Origin of the sequence: Gordonia marina, from assembly GCF_052036135.1 — a bacterium.
Lineage (GTDB): Bacteria > Actinomycetota > Actinomycetes > Mycobacteriales > Mycobacteriaceae > Gordonia.
In genome coordinates this window covers 1-23,982 of sequence record NZ_JBPSDN010000002.1, presented here as the reverse complement: position 1 = coordinate 23,982, position 23,982 = coordinate 1, and the positions used below count along the sequence as shown (strand labels likewise).

Sequence of the window (23,982 nt, the reverse complement as noted above, 5' to 3'; positions counted from 1 at the left end):
GGTTCGACAGTAGTGACCCGCGGCGCGGACCGCAGGGTCTACACCAGCTTGGCGGACAGGGCGTCGGGGAGATAACGCAGCGCGGCGGCGATCGGCTTCCACGGCCACGCGGGCACCTCGGCACGGCGCGGCTCGGCCTCGATCGCGGCGACCATGGCCCGCACACCGGAGTCGGTGTCGGTCATCAGCTTGGTCTTGACCCCGCGGTTGATGTCGGTCTCGATGTAGCCCGGCAGGATCACGCTGACGGTGATCGGGCTCCCGGCCAGTTCGGCCTGCAGCCCCTGGCCGAGCGCGGACACCCCGGCCTTCGACGCGGAGTACGCCGCCTGGGCCTTGGGCAGTCCGCGGACAGCGCTGATGGAGCTGACCAGGACCAGGTGGCCGTGGCCCTGCGCGCGGAAGATCTCCATCGCGGCCTCGGCCTGGGCGAGCGCGCCGATCAGGTTGGTCGCCGCGGTCTCGATGTTGGCCGCCGCGTGGCCGGTGCCGATCGGGGCGCCCTTGCCGAGGCCGGCGTTCACGATCACCCGGTCGACGCCGCCGAGTTCGGTGGCCAGTTCGGTGAAGGCGCGCGGCACGTCGTCGACGTCGGTGACGTCGAGGCGGGTCACCGCGATCTGCCCGGCCTGCGGCGCGAGCTCGTCGGCCAGTTCGGTGAGACGGTCGAGGCGGCGCGCGGCGAGGCCGAGGGCACGGCCGCGGCGGGCGAACTCGCGGGCCATGCCCTCGCCGAGTCCGGAGCTGGCGCCGGTGATGAGGATTCGCTGACGGGTCACGGGAGACGAATCTACCCGGACCGTCCCGCGGGCGATCGTTGCCGGATCGTGACGGACACCGGGGACCTCCGGGACGGACATTCACGCCAAAACCTCTACTGTCACTTTCATCACATCCGTCACAGGTTTCCTGGGGGAACGCATGGCCGTCCTATCTCGCACCGCGATCCGTCTCGCCCTGGGAACCGCGATCGCCGCGGCCGCGACCCTCACCACCGTCGCGTCGCCACCCGCGACGGCCGCCCCGTGCGGGGACAGCTCGTCGACCGGATCGAGCGGCAACAGTTCCCTCGGCGGCAACAGCTCACTGGGCGGCAACGGTTCCCTCGGCGGCGGCGCCGACCCGGTCGAGCCCGGCTCCGGACCGCAGGGCGCACTCCCCACCTGGAAGGACTCGACCTCGCGGATCGTCTCGTGGGTCACCGGCCCGAAGAGCCCCAACACCACCCTGAACCGCTTCACCATCTCCGGCACCGACCTCGGCGTCGCCTGGGACAACGGGCACGGGCAGACGCTGATGGCTTTCGGCGACACCTTCGGCTGGTGCAACGTCACCGGCCATCAGTGGCGCAACAACGTGCTGACCCGCACCGACGACGACAACCTGGCCGACGGCCTCACCATCGAGCCGGGAAAGCCCGGGGACACCGCGTCCGGGGCGGTGGTGATCGCGCCGAACGACAACTACGCGACGGAGATGATCCGCGCCATCGGGCAGGACTTCGTCGAGGTCACCACCATCCCGACCGCCGGTATCAGCCTCGGCGGCAAGCAGTACGTCAACTTCATGTCGGTGCGGCACTGGGGCGACGCCGGGGTCTGGGACACCAACTTCTCGGCGATCGCCGTCTCCTCGGACAACGGCCAGACGTGGGCCGCCGACACCTCCACCATCAGGGTGAACGCCCCGGTCACCCTGGCGCTGCCGCAAGATGCACCGACGGTGAACGTGAACAACAGCCGCTTCCAGCAGAGCGGCTATGTACGCGGTCACGGCGACGACCCGTACGTCTACCAGGCCGGCACGCCGAACGGCCGCTTCGGCCGCGCCTATCTCGCCCGGTTCCACCCCGGCGACATCCTGAATCTCGCGGCCTACGAGTACTGGACGGGCACCGCCTGGACGTCCGACCTGGGCGCGCTCAGCGACGACTCGGCGATCGTGAAAGACCAGGTCACCGAGCTGTCCGTGGCCTGGTGCGAGTATCTCGGCAAGTACGTGATGATCGACGGCGACAACGGGATCCGGATCCGCACCGCCACCGCGATCCAGGGCCCGTGGAGCGCCCCGAAGACGCTGGTCCCGGCGGGGGCCGTGGTCCTGTACGGCCCGATGATGCTGCCGCACTCCCCCGCGCTGACCAGCACGACCGACAACCGGCTGTACTTCAACGGCTCCCGCTGGAGCGACTACAACGTGATGCTGGTCGAGTCCAAGCTCAACAAGAACTGGTAGGTCGCGAGACCGTCGTATCTGTTGGTCGGCGACCAACAGATACGACGGTCTCGATCACGACGGAACCGGCATCACCGTCTGCTGCGTCTAAGTGTCATGGACGAATCGGCGGATCTGGCGAGTATCTTCGCCGCCCAGGACGGACTGATCACCACCGCACAGGCCAAGTCGTGCGATCTGACGGCGAGCGACGTCCACGGACGACGCACACGACGGGAGTGGCTGCCGGTCGCGCCGGGGGTGTGGCGACTCGCGGCCTTCCCATACACCGAGCGAGCGATGGTCCGGGCCGCCGCCCTGGTTCACCGCGGCGTCCTGGACAGGACCACGGCAGCATGGTGGCACGGACTTCTCCCCGACCTGCCGCAGCCGCTGACCCTCTCGGTGCGGTCCGCCGTTCCCGAGAGCCGCTGGACGGGGTGCCCGATCGACATCGTCCGGCGGACCTTCTGCGCCGAGGACCTCGCGGTGGTCGACGGCGTGTCGGTCACCGGGCTCGCGCTGAGCATCCTGGGCGCCGTCGCCTCGGCCGACGATCCCTCGCACTTCCTCGACCAGCTACTCCAGACGAGCGTGGTGACTCTCAAAGACTTGGAGAAGGCCCTGCTGCGGAATCCGCGTATGCGGGGCATGTCGCTCGCGCGCGAGCTCGTCGCCGTGCTCGACGCCGACACCCAGTCGAAGGCCGAAGAGGTGTTCCGGCGACGGGTGAAGGCCGAAGGACTCGACGGCTGCGTTCAGCAGTATCCGTTCCAGGGCTGGGCCGTGGATTTCGCCTGGCCCGGGCTGAAGGTTGCCGTCGAGATCGACGGGTGGGCCTACCATCGCGACCACAAGTCGTTCCTTCGGGACATGCGCAAACGCAATGCGCTCGCGCGCGCCGGGTGGGTGACACTCTCGTTCAGCTGGCATGACCTGACCGGCGACCCGGCGGGCTGCATGGAACTGGTGATCGGCCTGCTACGCGAGAGGATGCTCCTCGCCGGATGACCGCGCCGCGACACTGTCGTAACACCGCTACTTGAGCAGCCGGGACATGCGGCGGTCGGCGAGGACCTTGCCGCCGGTCTGGCACGTGGCGCAGTACTGGAACGACCGGTCCGTGTACGACACCTCGCGGACGATGTCGCCGCAGTCCGGGCAGGGCAGCCCGGTCCGCGCGTGCACTTTCAGGCCGGTGCGCTTCTCGGCCTTGAGCCGGGCCGCACCCTGTCCTTCCAGACGCGCGGTCGCGTCCAGCAGGGTGGCGCGCACGGCGTCGTACAGCGCGGTCACGGCATCGTCGGTCAGCGACTTCGCGGTGGCGAACGGGGAGAGCCGCGCGGCGTGCAGGATCTCGTCGGAGTAGGCGTTGCCGATCCCGCACAGGGTGCGCTGGTCGGTCAGGACCGTCTTGATCCGGCGGCCGTCGGCGGCCAGGAGCGCGGCGAAATCGTCGCGCGACAGGGCGAGCGCGTCGGGCCCGAGGGTCGCGATGCGCTCGACGTCGTGCGGGTCGCGGACCACCCAGGCGGCGAGTCGTTTCTGGGTACCGGCCTCGGTGACGTCGAACCCCTCCCCCGGCAGTCCGCAGTGCACGCGCAGCGCGATCGGCCCCTTGCCGCCGGGCCGCGGCGGCGCGGGCGCGAGGTTCTCGCTCCAGCGGATCCAGCCCGCCCGGGACAGGTGGATCACCAGGTAGATCCCGTCGGCGTCGATGACCAGGTATTTGCCGATGCGCCCGACCGAGGTGACGACCCGCCCGGCGAGTTCGGTGTACGGCGGCTCGGCGGTCTTGAGCACGGACAGCGAGGCCACGTCGATCCGGCGGATCGGGAAGCCCGCGGCCCGGTCGTCGAGGAATGCGGCCAGGGCGGCGACTTCGGGGAGTTCGGGCATGCCTCCAGTGTGCGCGAGGCCGCGCGCCGATGTGCTTGGGTAGAGGAATGACCCGCCCCTCCTCGCGCCACACCGACGCCGAACTCGCCGCGGTGATCGCCGAGGGCGCGGGCCAGTTGCTCCTCGGGGTGGGGCACGGCGGGCTGCTCGATCGCCGGGAGCTGGGCGACGTCGGCGATGCGCTCGCCGAGGCCTGGATCTCGCGGGTGCTGACACGGCAACGGCCGCGCGACGCCGTGCTGTCCGAGGAGGCCGACGACGACCTCGCGCGCCTGGGCGCCGAACGCGTCTGGATCATCGACCCGCTCGACGGCACCTCCGAGTTCTCCCGCGGCACCACGCACTGGGCCGTGCACGTCGCGCTGACCGTCGACGGCCGACCGGTGGCCGCGGCGGTGTCGTTGCCCGCCCAGGGCGAGGTGTACCGCTCCGACGAGGTGCCGCCCGCCGACGGACCACTCACCGGGCGCATCGCGGTGTCCCGCTACGGGCACTCCTATCCCAGCGCGACGGTCTCCGATCGGCTCGGCCTGGACGCGGTGCACATCGGTTCGGCGGGTGCCAAGGCGATGGCCGTGGTGCGCGGCGACGTCGACGCGTATGTCCACGCCGGAGGCCAGTTCGAGTGGGACAACTGCGCGCCGGTCGGGGTCGCCGAGGCCGCCGGTCTGCACTGTTCGCGGCTGAGCGGCGCCCCGATCGTCTACAACAATCCGCAGCCGTACATGCCGGACTTCGTCATCTGCCGGCGGGAGATCGCCGACGACCTGCTGGAAGCGCTGCGCTCACCCTGGTGAACCGTCGCCGACGGCTCCGGCGCGGCGCAGCAGGTAGACGTCCATCACCCAGCCGGTCCGCTCGCGGAGCCGGGCGCGCTCGCGCTCGATGTCGGCGGCGACGTCGCCGACCCGCCCGCTGCGCAGCACCTGCTCGGGGGTGCCGAGATTCGCTCCCCAGTAGACGTGGTCGTCGGGGGCGGCAGCGCTCGTGAAGGCGAGGTGGGAATCGAGCATGACGATCCGGTTGGGGCCGTCGTCCTCGCCGAGCCGTCGCCCGGTGGTGATGACGACCGGCTCCCCGATGTCGTGCGCGACGATGCCGTGCGCGGCGGTCAGCGCGGACGCGCTGGTGACCCCGGGGATCGCCTCGACCTCGATGTCCAGTCCGGCGCGCCCGGCGAGCTGGTCGGTGAGCCGGAGCGTCGAGTCGTACAGGGCGGGATCTCCCCAGACCAGGAAGGCGCCGGACTCACCCGGGCTCAACGAATCGGTGATCGCCGCTGCGAGGGCGTCGACACGGGCGGTGTGCCAGCGCCGTACCTCGGCGGCGTAGTCGGCGGGCTCCCGGTCGCGCGGCGGGTCGTGCACGACGACGACGCGGTGGCCGTCGCGGGCGTACCGGTCGAGGAAGTCCTGGCGCACGGCGGTGAGCTGCGCGACGCGGGATCCCTTGTCCAGCAGGAAGAACACGTCGGTGGCGGCGATCGCGTCGATCGCTTCGAGGGTGATCTGCCGCGGGCCGCCGGGGCCGATCCCGATCACCCGCAGGGTGGTCGCGGGATTCGCCGTGCCGGAAGGCATCAGGGGCGGACCTTGGCGAGGCCGTGGATCTTCGAGCTCAGGTCGAGCACCATCTGGCGCGGCGCCAGGCGGCGGAGGAAGAAGACGACCGGCGCGCGGTTCCCGCGGGCGTAGAACGGCTTCGGGTGCGCGGCAAGGGCGGCGGACACGATCTGCTCGGCCATGTCCTCGGCGCTGATGCCCTGCGTCTCGTTCCGCGCGGTGGTGGCCTTCACGATCTCGAACTCCTCGCGGTACGGGGAGTCGTCGGCGATGTGCAGGGTGCGGCGGGTGCCGATGCCGGTGGCGATGGTGCCCGGCTCCACCGAGATCACCCGGATGCCGTAGGGCGCCACCTCGCGGCGCAGCGAGAAGGCGTACGCCTTGATCGCGGACTTGGTGGCGGCGTAGGTGGAGCGGAAGGCGATCGGAAAGCTCGACAGCATGGAGCCGACCATCACGACGGTGCCGCGGCGTCGTGCCCGCATGCCGGGCAGGACGGCCTTGGTGAGGGCGAGCGGCCCGAAGACGTTCACGGCGAAGAGCCGCTCGATCTCGTCCATCGGGGTGTCCTCGAACGCGCCGGCGTGGCTCTCGCCGGCGTTGTTGATCAGGATGTCGACCTCGCCGACCTCGTCCGCGCAGGTCTGGGCGGTGGCGAAGTCGGCGTTGTCGAGGCGGACGTAGATGACGCCGGGGATCGGGTCGCTCACCGTGTCCGGGTTGCGGGTGGTGCCGTAGACGCGCAGGCCCTGGGCGGCGAATTGTCGTGCCACCTCGGCGCCGATGCCGCTGGTGGCGCCGGTGACCAGGACGGTCCGGGGCGCGGTCATCGGGTCGCCGCTTCCTCGGGGTCGCTTCCGGCCCGCCGGAACCCGCCGGCCCGCGCGGCGGCCTCGCTGGCGAACCACACCGCGGCGATCACCTCGCCGAACCACGGGTCCTCCGGCAGGTGGTAGAGGCCGGTGTCGGCGTCGCCCTTGATCGGGTAGCCGTCCGGCGCGCGCTGGGCGTCGGCGACGAGCGGCGCGTGCCCGCCGATCGGGATCGGCACCCGGTCGCCGGCCGCGTCGAGGTACGACCCGACGCCGTCACCGGTCGCCGTACGACGCGGCTGCGGCGCGGCGGGCACGTCGACCTCGGCCGGCGCGGGCACCGGCGCGGGCGGCGGCGTCGCGGGGCCGCTCGACAGGTCGATGCGCGGCACGTCGTCGCCGTCCGGACGCCCCGCATGCACCACGTGCTCCTTGACGCGGCTGCGGCGCGAGTACGCCCACCCGCCCCAGATCACCGGGATGAGGAGAAGGAGGAGCAACCACCACCACATCGTCGTACCCGCCTGTCTTCGCTCGTCTGCCGCTTTCCTCCGGCATTGCCGGAGTCCTTACGAAGCAAGGTACCGGGTCGTTCGCCGCAACCGGCGCACCACCGGGCACGCCCCGCCCGTCCCGTACCCGCTGACGTACACTTCCACACGCGGACCGTCGACCCCACGAGCACGGTCCGCACCGGCCGGAGACGGTCGCGCTCTCGTGGGACTGGCGGAAGATCGTGTCAGTGCAGGTAGGGGGCGCCGCCTGGTGGGAGCGTGTAACGCGATCCACCCGGATCCGTAACGCCGGGGACCGACGACAGGGGGTAGCTGTGTCTTACCGGGACTTCGTCAGGCCTGAGATGGCCGAGGGTCGAGCTTCGGCGGCAGACTGGATTGGGTGGATGGACACCAACGGTATCCTCGTTCCCACCGCACCGCGCCCGGCCTCCAGTTGTCGATACTGCGCCGGCGCCGTCACCGCGGATAAGAACGGGCGGCTCTGGCCAAGATGCTATGTCTGCAAGAACTCATACAGCGCTCACTTGGAGCGACTCGTTTCGGTGACCTATAGCACACCCTCTGGTCTGGAATCGATGCTTCATCGATATAAGGACTGGAACGACTACCGATGGATGTCCGCGCCTCTCGGAGCACTCCTCTACACATTCTTACGAAGCCATCTAAGCTGCCTGTCGACGGCTTCCGGTGGAATTGATGTCGCGACCACAGTCCCGTCAAACAGCCAAAGCCGACCATTCGACCACTTGGCTGATATTGTGAACTCGGGTTCCGGATCGCCGATCCGGCCACTGTTGAATTGGGACTTAGGCGTGATCACTCGAGACCCGGCGGCGAGTAGGCCAGGCCGCGCGGAAATCTCTCCCGCAGCATACTCGATTGATGCGCCGATTGTTGCCGGGAAGAATGTTCTACTCTTCGACGACGTGTGGACCTCCGGAGCATCAATGGGAAGTTGCGCGAATGCCCTAAAGGAAGCGGGAGCCCAGCATGTTATCGGTTTGACACTCGGCCGGCAGCTGCCCCTTGACCGCCAGTACGGGAGTACCGATAGAATTGAGGCCGAATTGCGCGGAAGGCGGTGGTCAGCGAGTGAGTGTGTCATCTGCTCGCGGTAGCCGTGACCCGCGCGAAGGTGCTGCGGATGTCCAGCGGATTCAGACTGCGGCACGCGCACTGCGGCTGCTTGACGCCCCCGGAGTCGGTCCACACCGGCTGTATAAGCTGATGACTTCCCACGGCGGACTAGATCAGACTGAGGACTTTCTCGAGAAGTCCACGAAGTCTCCCGAGCGTGTTCGAGACCACCTTCAGTCAGTCGGCATCGATCCCTATATTGAGACTATACAGTCTGCCGCAGAGAGGGGCGATAGTTTTAAACTGTGGTCGGACGAGGACTACCCGGCAAATCTTGGGCTGTGGGGGGCCCGACCAGCCGTCCTCTTTTATCGAGGTGACCTTACACATCTGAATTCCCGCTCGCTCGCTCTTGTTGGAAGAGTGGATCCCACTCCACGTGGGGAGGACGCAGCGCACAAGTTTGGGCGATTGTGCGTCGAGAACGAGATCACTGTGGTCAGTGGACTCGCTAAGGGAATCGATGGCGCATCTCATCGGGCGGCGCTAGCTGATCCCCCAGGCTACACCTACGCCGTCGTCGGACACGGCCTCGATTTCGCGTACCCTGCGGAGAACCATGACCTGTACGAGGAAATCCCTCAACGTGGCGCTGTGATTAGCCAGTTCCCCCCAGGAGTTGGACCGCAACGGTGGACGTTCCCTGCCCGCAACGAGGTAATGTGCACGCTTGCTCTGGGCACGGTGATCGTCGAAGGAAAGCCTGGATGCGGGTCAATTATCCAGGCCGAATTCTCATTCAAGCACGGTCGTCCGGTATTCCTGCTTAGCCGGAATCTACGCACCGGTGACACCGCTTGGGCCGAAGAGCTTGTAGAGAAAGGCGCGCACGTCATAGAGACGTTCGACCAGGCTCTTGACATCGTTCGAACAACAATGTCGAACGTCTGGGGAGCTGAGGTGGTCGAGCCCGCGGTGCAGGACGCGCTCTTCTCTGTCGCACCCACTCCAACCACCCCGGCTCCCGGGGATTTCGGCCGAGGCGCCACATTACCCGCCTCATCCTCGCCCGGTCACTCCGGTTCAAGACCCGGCGGCACGACAGCTCGCGCACGATATGCCCTGCTCTTTGACATCGACGGGGTCATCGCCGACTCTCGCGACACCACTGCCGCCGCCCTCGCCGAGATTATACGAAGACATACCGGCCGAACAGTCGACACGAGCTTCATGGACGTGACCGGCAAACCCCACGATATCCTCTCGAAGTATGGCGTCAAGTGCTCTTACGATGTCTACCGGAGCGAATATAATAGAGAGTTCGCCAGATCTAGTGTTGCTCACATGCGAACATTCGATGAAGCGGTGGAGGCGCTTCATCGCCTGCGACGCGCAGGTATCAAACTTGCAGCCATCACGGCACAGCCGAAATCAAGAGCAGAGAAGATTCTCCCGCCAGAGATTCGCTCTCTTTTCGACATTTTCCTCGCATACAACGAGACGAAAGGCAAGAAAGAATTCGGCATATCGAGTGCACTTAGTCAGTTCGGCGTCAGCCATACTCATGCCGCCTATATCGGCGATCAAGTACAGGATATCCGCGCAGCACATTTGGCGCATGTGCGCAGAGTCGGGGTAGCCTGGGGATTCTCCGACCCCATAGATCTTCGGAATGCTGGTGCCGAAATTATTCTAGACAGCCCTACCGAACTCAACGAGAATATCATTGCCAAGCTGTTCGGCACGTAGGACCCGAAGTGGACGGGCAGACCTATGACCACTCGGTCGTAAGATCGGGAAGGAGAGGTAAGCACAATGGCATTCTGGTGGGCCAACCAGCGGAACAACTTTCGCATTGCTCTGGGGCAGCATGCTCTGTGGACGTGTCCTGGGGTCAACGGTCAGCGTGTGCCCGGCCGAGACTGCATCAAGGAGATGCGCGTCGACGACATCGTATTCCACTACAGCCAGCGCGAGGTCCGCGCGGTCAGTCGGGTGACACGGGCGTGGCATCCAGCTCGCCGACCCGCCAAAGGGTATGAAACGGATAGCGATGACCAGGATGATGGCTGGATGGTTCACGTCGATCCGATCGCTGACGACCTCCACCTCCCCGTTAGCGTGGTCGCCGATGTCGTGGCTCACGGACGAAAGTATGGCCCTATCAACGGCAGTGGCGGAGTGAACCGGGCATACCTGGCCCGGCTGGAAGACGCTGAGGGCGAAGCACTACTTGATCTGACGGGTCTGTCCCTGGACACGTCGGCCGGCGAGACGCCGTCGACGTGGATGGAAATCCGGCGCGACCAGAACACACTCGACTTCGGAGCGGCACTTCATGCGTCCCGAGAGAAGGAAGACGGTACGCGAAAGCCCGCGTTCGATCGTGTATGTGCGGTCCGGCCCGGGGATCACGTGTTGCATTGGTGGCAGAAGGCGATCGTCGGTGTGTCGGTGGTAGCCAATCAGCCGACCGAATCCGTGGCAGCGGTCGATGTTGCGCTCAAGGACTTCGTGCTGCTGCCAGCGCCTATCACTCTGGACGATGTCCGTGCGCAGACTGCGAGTGTGGTCGAATGCTACTGGGCGACTCGAGCAGATCAGAGGTGGAGCCAGTTCCCGTTGCAGGTCGAACACGCGGATACGGACGAACCCTTCGTCCGTGGTGCACCGACCACTTACTTCGTGGCGATACCGCCCAGCTTCATCGACGTCTTTGACAGCCTGCGAGTCCAGCTGGATTCAGCTGATCTGGCATGCCAGGACAGGCCCGATACCCCGGATATGAAGAAGGTGGCGTTCGAGAGTGACCCGTTACGGCGGAAGGCTGTCGAACTCCATGCCGAGGAAGTAGCTATCGCGATCCTCCAGTCTGAGGGCTACACGCTGGCTGGACGTCCCGGCAAGCCTTACGACCTGGAGTTCGTCCGCGGCGATGAGATCCTGCACGTCGAGGTCAAGGGATCGACGATCGACGTTGACACCGTCATACTGACTCGCAACGAGGTCTCGCATGCGGCCGAGTACACCACAACGCTTTTCGTGGTAGACCGAATCGAAATCCAGCTCGACGCCGATGGCGAGTACATGTGCCGTAACGGCCGACCGCGACGATGGGATGAATGGATTCCAGCCGCCGAGGCACTCACACCACTCCAGCATGCGTACACACTGCCACCACATCGGCAACCGTGACGACTGGGATTCGCAGTGAGTATGACCCGATGCGAGAGCTCTACAAGCCGGACGCCGCGACGCATTGCTATCCCTGCCGCCGACTGGCCCATGATCCACCGGTGTTGGTGGTGCGCGTAGGCGTGTCGTAAGAACGAGGTGCCCGTCAAGCCCCGGGTTTGGTGGAGACGGATTCAGTTGTTTTCGTTGCTCGCCCGGAGCGCTCCGGCTGGCCGTGTCTGGAACGTGGGGTCGTGGCACCGGTTCAGGCCGCAGCTCTGCCGGTCGCCGTCACCGGGCTGCTAGGCGATCCCGCGGAGGTGTTCCAGGCGTCCGTTGATGGCTTCGACGGGCCCGTTGGAGACACCGGTGTCGAAGTAGGCGAGGATCTCCTTGTGCCGGGCCCAGAGACTGCGGCCGAGCACGGCCAGTTCGGTGAGGCCGGCGGGCAGACGCTGTCGGATCCCGCGCAGGACCTTGTACATGAGTTTCGTGCCCTCGCGACGTTTCGGGTGCTCGTAGGCGTCGATGAGTTGCTGGTAGATCTGGTGGGTGATCTCGACCGCGACGTGATCGTCGTGACTGGTCAGCAACTCGAAGAGCAGGATTTTCTGTTTGTCGGTGAGCAGGCTGGTGCGGGTGTGCAGAATCCGGCGGACCTTGTAGAGCGGGTCGCCTTTGCGGCCGCGGCATAAGCACAGGCGCAGGCGTTGTGCAGGTGCACGATCAAGGCAGCAGTTCTGCTCGTACCACCGACGCCGTAGTCGACGAATGCCATCAACGGGATGGACCTCGAAGCCCTTCCTTGTCGGTCGGTTCGGCGGTTATCGCTACAGGTACATGCCCGCCGGTGCGGTGGCGTGGTAGCGGCCGCCGCCCAGTTCGGCGAGTAGGGCGGCGGTGGTGATGGTCGCGTCGGGTGAGGCGAGGACAGTTCGGCGGACGATTTCGCGTAGGTCGCTTCCGGAGGTCTTGGCCGGGAGTGCGTTGGCGACCGCGCGCGTGTTGATTCGGTCGCCGCCGGGGATTCCGCTGGTCAGGACGGTGAGGATGTGGGCGGCCGCCTCGGTCGAGGGGTAGTCGACTTCGACGATGGCGTCGAATCGGCCGGTCCGGATCGCCGCGGCATCGAGGGCGGCGGCGTCGTTGGTGGAGGCCAGGGTGAGAATGCGGGCGTCGGGGGCGATGTCCATGGCTTGGAGCAGTTCGGACAGGCTGGTCTCGCCGGTGCGTCGGCGGCCGATCCACAGGTCGATGTCTTCCATGATGAGCAGGACGGGGCCGCCGAGGTGGTGGGCGATCTCGACGATCTCGGTGAGCAGGTGTGATCCGGCGCGGGCGTCGACGTAGATGACGGTGAAGTCGCCGACGAGTTCGGCGGCGATGGCCGCGCTCACTGCGGACTTGCCGGTGCCGGGCGGCCCGCACAGCAGTACTCCGCGGCGGGATCCGAGTCCGTGATTGTTGAGGAGTTCGTGCTGGTCGCGAACACTGGCGATCCCCAGGTCGATCTCGGCCCACACAGTGTCGGGGACGATCACGGTGTCCCGGGTCAAGGTCCGGGGCAGGTCGAGGACGACGAGGTTGGCTCCGCTGCGGTTGTACGACGCCCGCAGGGCCCGGCCGCGGAAGGGGTTGAGTTCACCGGCCCGGGCCACGATGCGCTCCAGGAGTGTGACGGCATGTTCCTGGTTTTCGGCCAGGGCGCAGACGGCGATCTCCGGGCCGCCGCTCAGCGACGAGTTGGGCGAGGTGACGATATGGATGATGACGTCGACGTCGGTGACGGTACCGGCGGCGAAGTGGACCCGCAGCGCGCTCGGGATCCGGGCCTTGTCGTCGCCGATCTGGGCGTAGGTCCAACTCGGCGGGTCCCGAAACTCGGCCGGTCCGGTCTCACACGGGTGGACGGCGATCCACTCGGCCACCGCGACCCCGCAGGTGACGCGCTGGATCGCGTCGGGAGTCAGGGTCTCCTTGACGAGGGAGCTGGCGTGGTCGGCGCCGAGACAGCGGGCGGTGAAAGCGTCTGCGTCCTCATCCCGGCCGGCCGTCGACGCCGACAGTCCGGTCAACAGTTCCCCCAAAGCCTGCAGCGTCTCCCGGCTTGTGCTGCTCTGCGTATCGAACCAGCCGGCGAGGCTCGCGATGGGTCCAGTGCCGGGTGCGGAGTTGTCGGTGAGCGTCATTCGTCCTCGGATCGTGAGCGGAGAGCAGCGTTCCAGAATGACAGACCAGACCGAATCACGCTATCGATTTCGCGTGAGCCCATACGCTGGAAGACCGACATGGCGGGCGGCGGGACCTCGAGGAGAGGGGACGATGTCGACGAGGCGAAGTCCGCGCGACCGGGTACGGCCGTCAGACCGCACGACTACATCCTGAGCGAGCCGCAGCGGGGCCCGTCGCTGACGAGTTTGCTCGGGCCGGCGCGGCCCGTTGCCCGCACCGCTGTCGGCGTCGGCCCGGCACTCGCAGCCGGGCGGTGAAGAGACGCCGCTTCACCGCGCTGACGATCACCTCTGGTCGCGAGTGTTATCGCGCCCGGCGAGAAGCGGGAGGCCTCAGTGTGTCGGACCCCCGATGCACAATCGGCGCATACGCCACGAGGGAGGTAAACACCATGCGGTGGATCGATCCAGCGAAGACGCTCGAGCTGACGTCCCGCAACATCACGGCGCTGGCCGGCAAACTCGACGACCCCCGGTCGGCCCGCATGCTCAGCTCGGGCCGTATCGCGGTCCACGCGGTCGACGAGGCGACCGCCGCCGACGTTGAAGCCGCCGCCCGAGAGCGCATCATCGTGCTGACTCGCGCGCAGCTGGCCTGCCTCGCTGACGAGGGCACCTCGATCACCGTCGCCGGAACCACGATCGTGACTGTCCCCGACGCCGCCCACTACACCGATCGTCCCCCGGGCCCGATTGCGATGCCGAGCAGCGACACCGCTGGGCAGCCGGACACGCCGCCCCGGCGGTTGCGCCACCTCTGCGAGGTGTGCGGCGCCGATCAGATCCTCACTCCGGACGAGGCCTTCGACGCCGGCTGGGACTACCCACCCAGGATCGGAGTCTTCGGCGCGATCGGCCCGCGGATCTGCGGCCGCTGCGGCGTCACCGAGACGGTCTGGTGGGCGCTGGTCATAGACGGCTACACCCCCGACATGCTCCGCCCAGACCAGAAGGCCACGATCGCACGGATCGCCACCGAACCGGAATCGATCATCGCCCCGGAGACCTAACCCAGCTGAGCACCGAAGACCTCACGAGACGGCCAGGTCAGGAACACTATGAAACGCGTCATCCCGACGCTCCAGCAAGGCCCACGTCGAGGAACACCTCACCAACCCGGATAGAACCACCATCACCCGACACACCGTCCACGCCTGGCGCCTGAATTCGAATCGGAATCGCGCTCGCCCGATGATCGCCGTGGTCAGCGGACTGTTCACCGTGACCCTCGGCGGCGGGAGGTCGGCTGTTGCACGCACACGTGGTGGAAACTCTGCGACGGACCAGTGCCAGACGAACGCGTCGCCGAAGATCCCTCGCGACAGCACGCCTGGAACCGGATGGAGGAATATCACGCCGGCGACGGTCCCATCACCAGGACCCGACCGGCACGGACTGTCCGCGACGGCCACTCCCGCACGACTGACCCGCCCGGCGTGCCCGGACAGCGCTGGCGATCATTGAGTAGGTCACCGATCCCATAAGACCCGCAGCGCAGTCTCCGGGGACCCAGCTTCACGATCACCGGCCCGACCCGACTCGTGTACATACCGGTCCGTCATCGTCGTGAAGACCCACTACCTGGCCACATCGGCCACCGATGCCGGACAACTAGGGTTGACTGGTCATCATGGACGAGGATCTGACCAGCGTCGAGGCCGACCAACTGTTCGAGGAGACTCGGCCCATCGGTGAGGCCATCCATGTCCTCGGCCAGGCCGAGGAGGTTGTGGCGGCGCTCGACGAGCTGTCCCCAGCCGAGCAGCTCCGTGTCAACCGAGCATTCAGCAACGCTCTCAGCATCCTGAGCGAGCAGTTCACCCAGCAAACTTCCTCCGACGAAGAACCCTCCGCGTGACAAAGACACCCGAGCCGACTAGACCAGTGAAAGCGAGGTTCCGTGACCGTCCTTCTGACCCGGGAAACAAATCTGGACTCGTTGTGGCCTCTTCGTCGCAGATTTGCGGAATGAAGAGAAGTACAAGCAGGGTCAGCGGCAAGACTTCATGAATGCCCTGTTATCTTGCTACGGAATCACCAATCGCAAGGCTCCATCAAGCATCTGTCCGCTCCTTCCTTCCGCGGCGGGTTGGGGCGTCAAACGACAGCGCTGGCAACTCATCCAAGAATTTCCGCACCCCGCTCGACGAGGGGTCTTCGAGCCACACATTCAAGTCGAGTTCATCAATTCCATCGTGGACGCCTTCGACAACCGATTGTGCAGGACTCCCGGAAATGCCGCCCACCACTGCCCTGAGTTCGCGAGACCAAGCCTCATCGAGCCGAGCCAGTGCCAACGCACGCTCAGTCGCGGCAGCCATAAGCCGCTTCGCGATACGATCCTGTTCCCGAGGTTCAGGGAGAGGAATCAACGTCTTCGCAACATCCTCGTCGAGAATGGCGGGATAGCTAGATCCCGAGGACCACTTCCTGAACTGCTCTCGAGTCGAGTCGAGGCGAAGCGCAAACTGTAGGTAAAATGGATTAACGTCGTCATTGGCGCGAACGACAGAAAACCCTGTTGAGCCGATCTCGTTGTGCAACGCCTTCGGAACCAGCGCCACCGCACCACGTGTTGGTCTAACGGTTGAAACCAGAATGTCCAGAGCACGCAGGACCTTTCTAGCACGCGACGGAGCCTCGTGCCCAACGACAACCTGAGCCCCGGTAACGGCTCCCGTTACAACCTCAACACTGGATATATCAATGTATCTGAAGGAATCATCCGGGGACTTCGTCGGGTCTCGCTTACCCTTAGATATCGACGCTACCTCGTCCACGCGGTAAAGCATTTCCGGGGGAAAAGCGAGCACCCCCTCCGGCGGCAAGTGAAAGTCGATGTCCCAGCGACCGGCATCAATAAGTTCATCGCGCGTCTTGATGAGGGTGTTCATAACCAACCTGCACTTTCATGGAATGCTGCAACTGCCTCGTGAACTTCGGAACCCGGCTTCGGCCTATTGGTGGCATCGTATCCCAGATTCTCGAGTTCACAGAGGAGAGTTGCATCCTCGCCGCTGGGAACCTCGCCTTCGTTCAGCTTTTGCAGAATCAGCAAACATGTCTTCACCATCGCACCATAGGGCGTAAAAGCCTCTTCAGGAAACGAAAATATCGCTCTTATGTGAGCGACATTCTGCAACCAATCGCGAACATACCTAGTGGATTTGCCTTTGATGATGTGCTCCGGAAGGACAATGGCCATTCGCCCTCCTGGTCTCAAGAATTGAATCGAGCGCTCTAACCCCAGAACCTCCAGAGGAAGGTTCTTTTTCTTGGCACCAAGCTCGAATCTCCCCAGCATCGCAGCGGCTTCAGCCTTGACCGTGCTACCGAAGGGAGGGTTTGTAAGAATCACCGAGAACACTGCGGGATCGACATTTCCGTCATCACGCAAAGCCGTGATATCCGGATAGTTATCGAAACTAAGGAGTGAGTCCATATTGCGGACATTAGTATGTCCGTCATCATGTAACATCATATCTGTCATCGCGATGCGGACCATACGATCCGACTTCTCAATGCCATGCAGATGAAAGAACTTGAACTCATGTAATGCGTGCTCGGAGAGTGTGTCACCTTGAGAGTCGACCACATACTGAAGAGCATTGGTGAGAAAGTGTCCCGATCCGCAAAACGGGTCCAGAATAAGGTCCTCAGCCGTCGGCGAAACTATCCCGACCGCAAGTCGAACGATTGGGTCCGGCGTGAAGTACTGTCCCATTCCCGCGCGTATCGCTGGACCTAGCACCTTTTGGAAGGCGCGACCCTTGATATCCGCCCCGCTGTCCACGAGAGAGAAGTCCTGCAGTTGTTCCACAACAGAATACAGAGCTATGTCCGAGAGGCGAATTCGGCTGTTGAAAACACCGCGCGAACGTGCATATCCAGGTATTCTCTGAGAATATAGTTCAATCTCACTCTCGCGCGATTCTTCATAAAGTGAACGAATCGTTGAAGCAACCTCAGAAGAATTGGATGCTCCGTAAGTCTGGAACCTGAATGGTTCACCTACGCTTTTCTTAGTAGTTGCGCGCTCGTCGTACATCTTGGTATAGAGGACCTTGCATATTTCGTCGAGCGCCTCGTCGGAATGAAGACCGTCGATATCGCGGACTTCGCTGTGGCAGGCAAAGAGGAGTCGCTCATACTCGTTGTTAAGCTGCCTCAGTCCGGTCGCTCGGCTATCCCCGTCAACCGGAAGTTCCCTGACCAATTTCGTGCGCACTGCCGCCGTAAGGCCGTTCGCCGGAATATCCGATATGTACTCGAAATCGTTTGGGTCGATCTTCTTCCGGACAGATCTTATTCGCTCACCATCCGTGATCATTCCGATCGTGGCGGTGTGTGTCGAGGCCAGATATGTCTCTAACTGCTTCTCGCCCTCATCGAACTCGTCAGCCTTGACTCGACGCTTCTTTACTTCAATGTAGAGGAAGGGTCTACGCTCGGTGTTGAGGAGCGCAATGTCCGCCTCCTTGGTCGTAGAACCCATCTTGACAGGATACTCGATAACTACGCGTTCGCCGACCCATTCCCGCGGGTATTTGTATTCTGTCAGCAGAGCACTAAGCGCCCATTGACGAACGAACTCTTCGATCTCGTATTCCGCACCCTCATAGGTCCCATGCCGGGAATAGTAGGCCTCTGCCCGTCGACGGCCGTCCCTCACGTCACCGTGAGTTGGGAACAGCCAATCTGCGGGCGGAATGTGTACAAAATCACCGATCGCAGGCATATTTCCCGTTTCTACTATGAATCAAGGCCGGTGTCCTGTGGTGCTGACCTTGATTCATAGTAGTGAACCGTCCCCTAGGCCTCTCCAGGGCCCCTGGAAAGGTCGGCCGTTGGGGGGGCTGCGCGTGTCTTGCCGTGCGACCGCCGTCGCAGCTGTGACGGGCGTGACGTGCAGGATCGGATGCAAATCGCCAAGTAGCCGTCCAACCAGACAGGCCGCGCCCTCATGTCGTCTTCCACCACCGCCGCGCCCAATGTCGGTGCCGCCGAGCGCGAACTCTTGATCCAGGCGCTCGAACGCGTCCCCGATCCCGGGACCGTCGAGCGACCGTTTCCCATCGGTACCGCTTCTGGCGCTGACGGTCACCGCGGATTCGCCTGCCACCGCGCGTCGTTCGTTGCGGCGCGGCAGGTCTCGCGAGCGTGGTTCCGCGCGCGGTCTTGCAGTCGATGACAGCGACCAGCTGTCCGGACGGAAGGGAGTGCTGCGGGTGTGGATCCACGCCCCGACCGTTGCGTACAGCGGGGTCGAGCGAAGCGCTTGCGCGCGGTCTATCTTCTTATCTGTAGTAGCAAGACAAGATGAGTTATAAATATGCCCTTGACCTTTGCATTTGTTGTTATCTACATGTATACTATTAGGTATCAACCGAGTATTCAGATGCGAAAACTTTCATCGGTGAACCTATTGATATGTAGGAACGGATATGAAATTCTTCATGCATGAACCTCAGCCAACTCCAGGCCAAGTGCGACCAGCTGGTCGAGCAGTTCAACGGCGAGTTCGTGGTGTTGCGGCGCGACCTGGCCGACGCCGTTCAGGCGGTTGCCGACCTCTGGGAACCTGTGGTGACCGAGCACGGCGGGACCGTGTCGGACCTACACGGAATGATCCACTGCACGGACGTGCGCGGGATGCTGTTGCTTCGCACTGTGGGTTTCAGGAATCCAGATTCTCCGCCGAAGCCTGGCGTGTTCGCGATGCGTTACGGGCAGGGGATGTCAGCACTGCTCGAGGACCAGCGAGGGACCAGCATCCGGGTCCGGAAGATGCCGGCGTCGGTCATCCCGGAGCAGGGCGAGCGTCTAATCGTGCGCACCGGCCCGGTTCCGGTGACTCCCGACGAGCGGGACTCCGGCCCGGCGGAGGCCGACTGGGTGCTTCCGTTCCCTGTTCCCGATCCGGAGCAGCAGATTCCCTCGGGCCCAGTGGAATGGTTCGTGCTCTACTCGTTCACGCCGGACTCGGTGCAGGTGGCCGAGGTTTTTCTGGCGGCGGTGGTCGGGATCGATTCATCGTCGACGGTGGCGATTTTGGCGTCGACTCCACTCCCGCGGCAAGTGCAGCCTCGTCAGGTCGTCGCCGAGAACGACGACGACTTCGGCGACCTGCTGGGCAAGGCTCAGGAGGGCGACGGTCCTTCGCCGGCCTAGCGGAACTGTCAGACCCGGTCGCTACCGTCAGTCGGCGAGTGTTTGAATCGGGGACGTTATGACCACATGTGAGGTGTACGGACTCAGGGTCCGGCAAGCGAGACTGCTCCGACGGATGACCGCCAAAGAAGTACTCGCGAAGATGGGCTGGTCTGGTGCGCGGTTGACGCGGATGGAGCGCGCGGAGACCGTCGAGTTGGCCGTCCAGGACGTCGATCATTTGAGTGAGGTTCTGCGGTTTCCTGCGGAGTTCTTCACCACCGCACCGGTGTCGCGGGTCGAGCCGTCGGATCTGTCGTTCCGGGCGCCGAAGGCGATGACCGCTGCCGAGAAAAATCGGATGGCGCAGGTGATGGCGTTGTCAGGTGACTTCCTGCTCCAGTTGCATGCTGCGCAGAAGTTGCCGCCCTTACTGATTGAGCCCAGACCGACGTTGGATCCTGTCGCTGCGGCCGCGGCGGCCAGGGAGATGCTCAATGTCGGACCGGATGCGCCGATTGCGGACCTGACTCATCTGATGGAACGAAGTGGGATCCCGGTGATGATGCGGAGTGAACGATTCGGATCCCAAGGCCTGGAAGGCAATTCACGCGGACGTCTGGAGAAGCATCTCGGGTGCTCGGTGTGGATCGGAGAATTCCGGGAACGGCCTCTGGTCGCGTCGCGGGAGTTGGACTCGTGGGAACGGACGCGGTGGACGCTCGCACACGAGCTCGGGCACCTGATGCTCCATCGCAATGCCGGTGAGATGACCGACGAACGCGAGCAAGAGGCCTCGCGATTCGCTTCGGAGTTCCTGGCGCCGTACGCGCATGCGTCGGCATCGTTGCGTAGTGCACCGTCGTTGGTGAATCTCCTTCCGGTGAAGATGAAGTGGGGCATCTCGCTCGGCGCATTGCTGCGCCACTTCTACGAGTCCGGCGCCATGGACGAGCATCGTTACGAGACGCTGCGCAAGCAGTTGTATACGCGGGTGAATCCTGATACCGGGTTCACCTGGGGCCGCACCGAACCGGGCTGGGACGATCGGCTTCCCGAGCGTCCTCGCCTGATGAGCAGGTGGGTCGAAGCGGTGTACGGCACCAAATCTGTGCAGGCTCTGGCCGCACGCCGATTGATCCTGCCGGTCGATGTGATCGGCGAGTTGATGGTCGGCCAGCGAGGGCCGGCTCAGAAGGCTGTAGCAACGCCGGCGTCAGCGGCCGCGCCGTCGGTCACCGGCCGCCGCGGCGCGGTTGTCGAGGTCGACTTCGCCGGCGCTCACCGTTCGCGGCAAGCGTGATCGTCGGCGGAGGTGGCGGTGATGGCCCGAGCACAGCGAATGAGATTCCCTGACCGGCCCGACTCCTACACCGTCGTCGACGACACCGGTCTACCCGTTCTGCCTGCGCACGAGTTCCTGCGGTTTCTGCGCGATCAGGACCGCTCACCTAATACCGTCCGCGGCTACGCCCGTGGCCTGGGATACTGGTGGACTTTGCTTGAGCATGTCGGCGACGAGTGGGACCAGTTTCCGGTGTCCCGGTTCGGCGACTTCCTGACCTACCTGCGGTACGGGGACCTGCCCGGCGTGACGCGACTGTCCGAGCGGGAGAGGTGGCTCGCCGAATCCTCGGTCGCCACCTACAGTGCTGCTGTGCTGGCGCTGTACACCTTCCACGCCGATGCTCATCACCTGATCGAACCGTATGAGCGGCTCTACAGTGCCCGCCGGACCCAACGCTGGGCGAGCCCCTACAAGGGCTTCCTCGACGGTGTCGGCCCGCACCGCGATCACCGGCGGCCGTTGTACCGGACTCGGCTGCCGAACCAGTCTGCGACGCCGGTCCTGGATCCAGCGCAGGTGGTCGCGATCCTCGACGACTGTGCGGTCCAGACCGACACCGGCTGGACCGGCGGCCCTGTCGGACTCCGCGACCGACTCATGATGGCGGTCCTGGCCGAGACCGGCATGCGCCTGGGTGAAACGTTATCGTTGCGGCACAGTGACTTCCACATCACTGGCGGCGTCACCCCATCCATCGACATCGTCGGCCGCGATGATCATCCTCACGGCCTGCGCGCCAAAACCGGGGCTCGCCGCATCTACATCGGTGACGACTTGGCCGCGCTCTACACCGAGTACGTGTGGATGCTCGTGCAGATGTGCGCTGACGTGCTCGTGGAGAACCTGGATTCACATTTCGTGTTCGTCAATCTCGTTCGCGGGCAGCAGTTCGCGCCGATGCGGGTGGAGACCGTGTACGCCCGGGTCGACCAGGTGCGGCGCCACCATCCCGACACAGTGCCGGCCGACTGGTCGCCGCACTGGCTGCGTCATACGCATGCGACCGCGTTGCTCCTCAACGGGACTCCGCCGCACGTGGTGATGCGGCGCCTGGGCCACCAGGATGTGCAGACCACTCTCTCGACCTACGGATGGGTGACCGAAGACGCGCAGATGCGGTCCCTGTCGCAGTGGAAGAACTACGTCGCGGGCTGGAGGGGAATCCATGACACCTGACCACACCCCGCGGCTGATACCTGCCGACGCCGCAGATCCCTCCGGGGACTCTTTGTGGGAGGCGCAGTGGGCGCGGGTCCCCGATCAATGGCGGCAGCTGCGGTACCGCATCGACCAGGCGCCCGCCGATCGCGTGTTTCTGCTCAATCGGCGGTACCTGCGGAACCCGGACGGGCACGACTTCACCCCGCAGTCGGTTCCGCTGCGCTTGCAGCAAGAGCTGGCGTGGTGGGTGTGGCTGTGCGGTGCCGACGGACTCCGCAAGATCGAACCGTCCCTGCTGCGCTGGTTCTCCCTGACGTTGACCGCGGCCGTCGCCGACTATCAACGAGTCCACGGTGATCCACCGACGTCGGTGACCGACCTGGGTGTCGCGGACCTGACCCGGTCGGCGCTGGTGGGGTTCGAGCAGCGCAATGCCCGCCTGGCGTCGGCGAACTCGCGCCGCAACATCACCAACTTCATCGAGCAGATGCACCTGCACGTCAGTGTCCGCTGCGGCACCAAGCCGTGGTGGGAGCACGACATCTGGGATCTGCGAGCCGATCGGCGGATCCCGCAACGCGAGCACGAACCGGCCCACGACAAAGCGCTACGCTTGGACACCCTCGAACCGCGCTGGCTCCGCGACGGTGTCCGCTTCTGGTTGCGGACCGCGCTGAGCACCGAACTGCTGCGGTGGTCGTCGGCGGTGGAGCGGGCCCGCACCCTGTCCCGCCTTCTCGGGCCGTTCCTGCAGGCTCAGGGCATCGACGATCCAGTGATCAGCACCGACCCCGCAGTATTGCGTCAGGTGTTCACCGACTTCTCCGGCTACCTGCACTCACCGCAGGCCTGTGCCCGGCCTGGGCGATTGTTGTCGGCGTCGGCCGTCGACGAGGCCCGCAGCCAGACGCAGGTGTTCTACACGTTCATGGCCGACCACGCCCCCGAAGCCGCGGCGGCGACCGGCGATCGTCGCTGGCTGGCGGTCTCGGCCGCGCACACCCGGCTGTGGGGGCCGGCGTTCCGGACTCGGCACTCCTCCCGCGTTCGGGAGTTGACCTGGTACAGCACCAGCGAACTGCAGCAGATGCTGTGCTACCTCGACGTCCTGTCCGCCGACCGCGGATTCCCGGTGTCGATCACCCACCCCGACCGAACCCTATCGGTCGTTGCCGGCCTCGGTGACCCGCAGACCGCCCGCATCTGGCTGCTTCAAGCCCTGACCGGCCGCCGAGCCTCGGAGATCCTGATGCTCGACCACGAACCCCTGGAGGCGATCCCTGGCATCGAACGTCCCGTAGACAGTAACGACCCCGATGCGTTCGTCGCCAAACTCCGGTACCAGCAGACCAAGGTCGACGGCGTCATCCCGACGATCCTGGTTGAGCAGGCCGTGGTGAACATCATCGCCGAACAACATGAATCACCCCAGGTTTTCTGCCGCTCCTATACGGGGTGCAGCTCTCGGTTGAGGGCGGCGTAGTAGGCGGACTCGAACTCGGCGGGCGGGACCGTGCCGATGCTGGAGTGGAGCCTGTCATTGTTGTACCAGGCGACCCACGCTGAGGTCGCGTACTCGACGTCGGAGAGGGTCCTGTAGGGGCCGGAGTGGAACACGGTGGTGCCGATGCACTCGGTCTTGTACAAACCGTTCACGGACTCGATCAGGGCGTTGTCGTAGGCGTCGCCGACAGAGCCGATCGAAGGCCAAATCTCTTGCAGTGCAAGGTCATCGGTCAACGCAGTTGATGTGTACTGGGTGCCTGCGTCGGAATGGTGAATCAACCGGCCGCCTTCGACGGGGTGGCCTTGGTGGCCGCGCCACCACAGTGCCAT

The 23,982-nt window shown here is 64.8% G+C and carries 20 protein-coding genes and 1 pseudogene; 11 read left to right on the top strand and 10 right to left on the bottom strand.

Going from position 1 to position 23,982, the window contains the following annotated elements; genetic code table 11:
• Nucleotides 1–38: 38 nt before the first annotated feature.
• Entirely contained in the window at nt 39–779 is a 741-nt protein-coding gene (locus tag ACSEEN_RS01080) for an SDR family oxidoreductase (RefSeq protein ID WP_440712028.1), read from the bottom strand.
• A gap of 142 nt (nt 780–921) precedes the next feature.
• Here ACSEEN_RS01080 and ACSEEN_RS01075 point away from each other — a divergent pair, with 142 nt between their 5' ends.
• On the top strand, nt 922–2,235 hold the full coding sequence (locus tag ACSEEN_RS01075) for a glycoside hydrolase family 183 protein (protein ID WP_440712027.1): 1,314 nt from the start codon (nt 922–924) through the stop codon (nt 2,233–2,235).
• A 96-nt stretch (nt 2,236–2,331) separates the two neighbouring features.
• Nucleotides 2,332–3,225 (top strand): DUF559 domain-containing protein, encoded by an 894-nt coding sequence (locus tag ACSEEN_RS01070; RefSeq protein ID WP_440712026.1) that lies wholly within the window; start codon nt 2,332–2,334, stop codon nt 3,223–3,225.
• Nucleotides 3,226–3,252: 27 nt separating this feature from the next.
• Here ACSEEN_RS01070 and ACSEEN_RS01065 read toward each other — a convergent pair whose 3' ends face one another.
• Complete coding sequence (locus ACSEEN_RS01065) at nt 3,253–4,113, bottom strand: DNA-formamidopyrimidine glycosylase family protein (RefSeq protein ID WP_440712025.1); 861 nt, start codon at nt 4,111–4,113, stop codon at nt 3,253–3,255.
• 47 nt (nt 4,114–4,160) lie between these two features.
• Between ACSEEN_RS01065 and ACSEEN_RS01060 the strand changes: the two genes are divergently transcribed.
• A complete protein-coding gene (locus ACSEEN_RS01060) occupies nt 4,161–4,910 on the top strand; it encodes a 3'(2'),5'-bisphosphate nucleotidase CysQ (RefSeq protein ID WP_440712024.1) in 750 nt (249 codons plus the stop codon).
• Here the strand turns inward: ACSEEN_RS01060 and cobF are convergent.
• From cobF to ACSEEN_RS01045, 3 genes are read right to left on the bottom strand one after another with little or no spacing between them, the layout of a single operon-like run.
• A complete protein-coding gene (gene cobF, locus ACSEEN_RS01055; RefSeq protein ID WP_440712023.1) occupies nt 4,899–5,693 on the bottom strand; it encodes a precorrin-6A synthase (deacetylating) in 795 nt (264 codons plus the stop codon). The genes ACSEEN_RS01060 and cobF overlap by 12 nt on opposite strands.
• The gene (locus ACSEEN_RS01050; RefSeq protein ID WP_440712022.1) at nt 5,693–6,505 is read right to left on the bottom strand and encodes an SDR family oxidoreductase; all 813 of its coding nucleotides are present in this window, start codon (nt 6,503–6,505) and stop codon (nt 5,693–5,695) included. Before ACSEEN_RS01050 ends, cobF begins: the two co-directional genes overlap by 1 nt.
• Nucleotides 6,502–6,999, bottom strand: coding sequence for a sunset domain-containing protein (locus tag ACSEEN_RS01045; protein WP_440712021.1), 498 nt, complete (start codon nt 6,997–6,999; stop codon nt 6,502–6,504). The genes ACSEEN_RS01050 and ACSEEN_RS01045 overlap by 4 nt, the downstream gene beginning before the upstream one ends.
• A gap of 1,233 nt (nt 7,000–8,232) precedes the next feature.
• On the opposite strand from ACSEEN_RS01045, the gene ACSEEN_RS01040 reads away from it, so the two are divergent.
• Nucleotides 8,233–9,831: a DNA-processing protein DprA gene (locus ACSEEN_RS01040; RefSeq protein ID WP_440712020.1), complete on the top strand. Its 1,599-nt coding sequence runs from the start codon at nt 8,233–8,235 to the stop codon at nt 9,829–9,831.
• Between the two features lie 66 nt (nt 9,832–9,897).
• Nucleotides 9,898–11,277: a protein NO VEIN domain-containing protein gene (locus ACSEEN_RS01035; RefSeq protein WP_440712019.1), complete on the top strand. Its 1,380-nt coding sequence runs from the start codon at nt 9,898–9,900 to the stop codon at nt 11,275–11,277.
• A 284-nt stretch (nt 11,278–11,561) separates the two neighbouring features.
• Here ACSEEN_RS01035 and ACSEEN_RS01030 read toward each other — a convergent pair.
• Nucleotides 11,562–11,954, bottom strand: a pseudogene (locus ACSEEN_RS01030) (ISL3 family transposase); the annotation flags it as partial.
• A gap of 132 nt (nt 11,955–12,086) precedes the next feature.
• Nucleotides 12,087–13,445: an AAA family ATPase gene (locus ACSEEN_RS01025; protein ID WP_440712018.1), complete on the bottom strand. Its 1,359-nt coding sequence runs from the start codon at nt 13,443–13,445 to the stop codon at nt 12,087–12,089.
• A gap of 434 nt (nt 13,446–13,879) precedes the next feature.
• Here ACSEEN_RS01025 and ACSEEN_RS01020 point away from each other — a divergent pair, with 434 nt between their 5' ends.
• Nucleotides 13,880–14,497: a hypothetical protein gene (locus tag ACSEEN_RS01020; protein WP_440712017.1), complete on the top strand. Its 618-nt coding sequence runs from the start codon at nt 13,880–13,882 to the stop codon at nt 14,495–14,497.
• A 620-nt stretch (nt 14,498–15,117) separates the two neighbouring features.
• Complete coding sequence (locus tag ACSEEN_RS01015; protein WP_440712016.1) at nt 15,118–15,345, top strand: hypothetical protein; 228 nt, start codon at nt 15,118–15,120, stop codon at nt 15,343–15,345.
• A 196-nt stretch (nt 15,346–15,541) separates the two neighbouring features.
• Here the strand turns inward: ACSEEN_RS01015 and ACSEEN_RS01010 are convergent, their stop codons facing one another.
• Nucleotides 15,542–16,381, bottom strand: coding sequence for a restriction endonuclease subunit S (locus tag ACSEEN_RS01010; RefSeq protein ID WP_440712015.1), 840 nt, complete (start codon nt 16,379–16,381; stop codon nt 15,542–15,544).
• Nucleotides 16,378–18,225 (bottom strand): type I restriction-modification system subunit M, encoded by a 1,848-nt coding sequence (locus tag ACSEEN_RS01005; RefSeq protein WP_440712014.1) that lies wholly within the window; start codon nt 18,223–18,225, stop codon nt 16,378–16,380. The genes ACSEEN_RS01010 and ACSEEN_RS01005 overlap by 4 nt, the downstream gene beginning before the upstream one ends.
• A gap of 722 nt (nt 18,226–18,947) precedes the next feature.
• Between ACSEEN_RS01005 and ACSEEN_RS01000 the strand changes: the two genes are divergently transcribed.
• From ACSEEN_RS01000 to ACSEEN_RS00985, 4 genes are read left to right on the top strand one after another with little or no spacing between them, the layout of a single operon-like run.
• Nucleotides 18,948–19,658, top strand: a complete 711-nt coding sequence (locus tag ACSEEN_RS01000) for a hypothetical protein (protein ID WP_006898138.1) — start codon at nt 18,948–18,950, stop codon at nt 19,656–19,658.
• Between the two features lie 58 nt (nt 19,659–19,716).
• Nucleotides 19,717–20,940 carry an XRE family transcriptional regulator gene (locus tag ACSEEN_RS00995; RefSeq protein WP_006898139.1) on the top strand — a complete coding sequence of 408 codons (1,224 nt, stop codon included), beginning with the start codon at nt 19,717–19,719 and terminating at the stop codon, nt 20,938–20,940.
• 21 nt (nt 20,941–20,961) lie between these two features.
• Nucleotides 20,962–22,161 carry a tyrosine-type recombinase/integrase gene (locus ACSEEN_RS00990; protein ID WP_006898140.1) on the top strand — a complete coding sequence of 400 codons (1,200 nt, stop codon included), beginning with the start codon at nt 20,962–20,964 and terminating at the stop codon, nt 22,159–22,161.
• The gene (locus tag ACSEEN_RS00985; protein WP_440712013.1) at nt 22,151–23,629 is read left to right on the top strand and encodes a hypothetical protein; all 1,479 of its coding nucleotides are present in this window, start codon (nt 22,151–22,153) and stop codon (nt 23,627–23,629) included. Before ACSEEN_RS00990 ends, ACSEEN_RS00985 begins: the two co-directional genes overlap by 11 nt.
• On the opposite strand, the gene ACSEEN_RS00980 is transcribed toward ACSEEN_RS00985, so the two are convergent.
• Nucleotides 23,593–23,982 (bottom strand): integrase core domain-containing protein (locus ACSEEN_RS00980; protein ID WP_440712012.1); only part of this gene is annotated, 390 nt, incomplete at its 5' end. The two genes, ACSEEN_RS00985 and ACSEEN_RS00980, sit on opposite strands and share 37 nt — an antisense overlap.

Bases quoted from the DNA above. Each gene is read 5' to 3' on its own strand.
- ACSEEN_RS00995 (WP_006898139.1), top strand. From the start codon at position 19,717: ATGACCACATGTGAGGTGTACGGACTCAGGGTCCGGCAAGCGAGACTG.
- cobF (WP_440712023.1), bottom strand. From the start codon at position 5,693: ATGCCTTCCGGCACGGCGAATCCCGCGACCACCCTGCGGGTGATCGGG.
- ACSEEN_RS01070 (WP_440712026.1), top strand. From the start codon at position 2,332: ATGGACGAATCGGCGGATCTGGCGAGTATCTTCGCCGCCCAGGACGGA.
- ACSEEN_RS01015 (WP_440712016.1), top strand. From the start codon at position 15,118: ATGGACGAGGATCTGACCAGCGTCGAGGCCGACCAACTGTTCGAGGAG.
- ACSEEN_RS01035 (WP_440712019.1), top strand. From the start codon at position 9,898: ATGGCATTCTGGTGGGCCAACCAGCGGAACAACTTTCGCATTGCTCTG.
- ACSEEN_RS00985 (WP_440712013.1), top strand. From the start codon at position 22,151: ATGACACCTGACCACACCCCGCGGCTGATACCTGCCGACGCCGCAGAT.
- ACSEEN_RS01000 (WP_006898138.1), top strand. From the start codon at position 18,948: ATGAACCTCAGCCAACTCCAGGCCAAGTGCGACCAGCTGGTCGAGCAG.
- ACSEEN_RS01010 (WP_440712015.1), bottom strand. From the start codon at position 16,381: ATGAACACCCTCATCAAGACGCGCGATGAACTTATTGATGCCGGTCGC.
- ACSEEN_RS01075 (WP_440712027.1), top strand. From the start codon at position 922: ATGGCCGTCCTATCTCGCACCGCGATCCGTCTCGCCCTGGGAACCGCG.
- ACSEEN_RS01045 (WP_440712021.1), bottom strand. From the start codon at position 6,999: ATGTGGTGGTGGTTGCTCCTCCTTCTCCTCATCCCGGTGATCTGGGGC.
- ACSEEN_RS01005 (WP_440712014.1), bottom strand. From the start codon at position 18,225: ATGCCTGCGATCGGTGATTTTGTACACATTCCGCCCGCAGATTGGCTG.
- ACSEEN_RS01060 (WP_440712024.1), top strand. From the start codon at position 4,161: ATGACCCGCCCCTCCTCGCGCCACACCGACGCCGAACTCGCCGCGGTG.
- ACSEEN_RS01050 (WP_440712022.1), bottom strand. From the start codon at position 6,505: ATGACCGCGCCCCGGACCGTCCTGGTCACCGGCGCCACCAGCGGCATC.
- ACSEEN_RS01040 (WP_440712020.1), top strand. From the start codon at position 8,233: ATGACTTCCCACGGCGGACTAGATCAGACTGAGGACTTTCTCGAGAAG.
- ACSEEN_RS00990 (WP_006898140.1), top strand. From the start codon at position 20,962: ATGGCCCGAGCACAGCGAATGAGATTCCCTGACCGGCCCGACTCCTAC.
- ACSEEN_RS01025 (WP_440712018.1), bottom strand. From the start codon at position 13,445: ATGACGCTCACCGACAACTCCGCACCCGGCACTGGACCCATCGCGAGC.
- ACSEEN_RS01065 (WP_440712025.1), bottom strand. From the start codon at position 4,113: ATGCCCGAACTCCCCGAAGTCGCCGCCCTGGCCGCATTCCTCGACGAC.
- ACSEEN_RS01020 (WP_440712017.1), top strand. From the start codon at position 13,880: ATGCGGTGGATCGATCCAGCGAAGACGCTCGAGCTGACGTCCCGCAAC.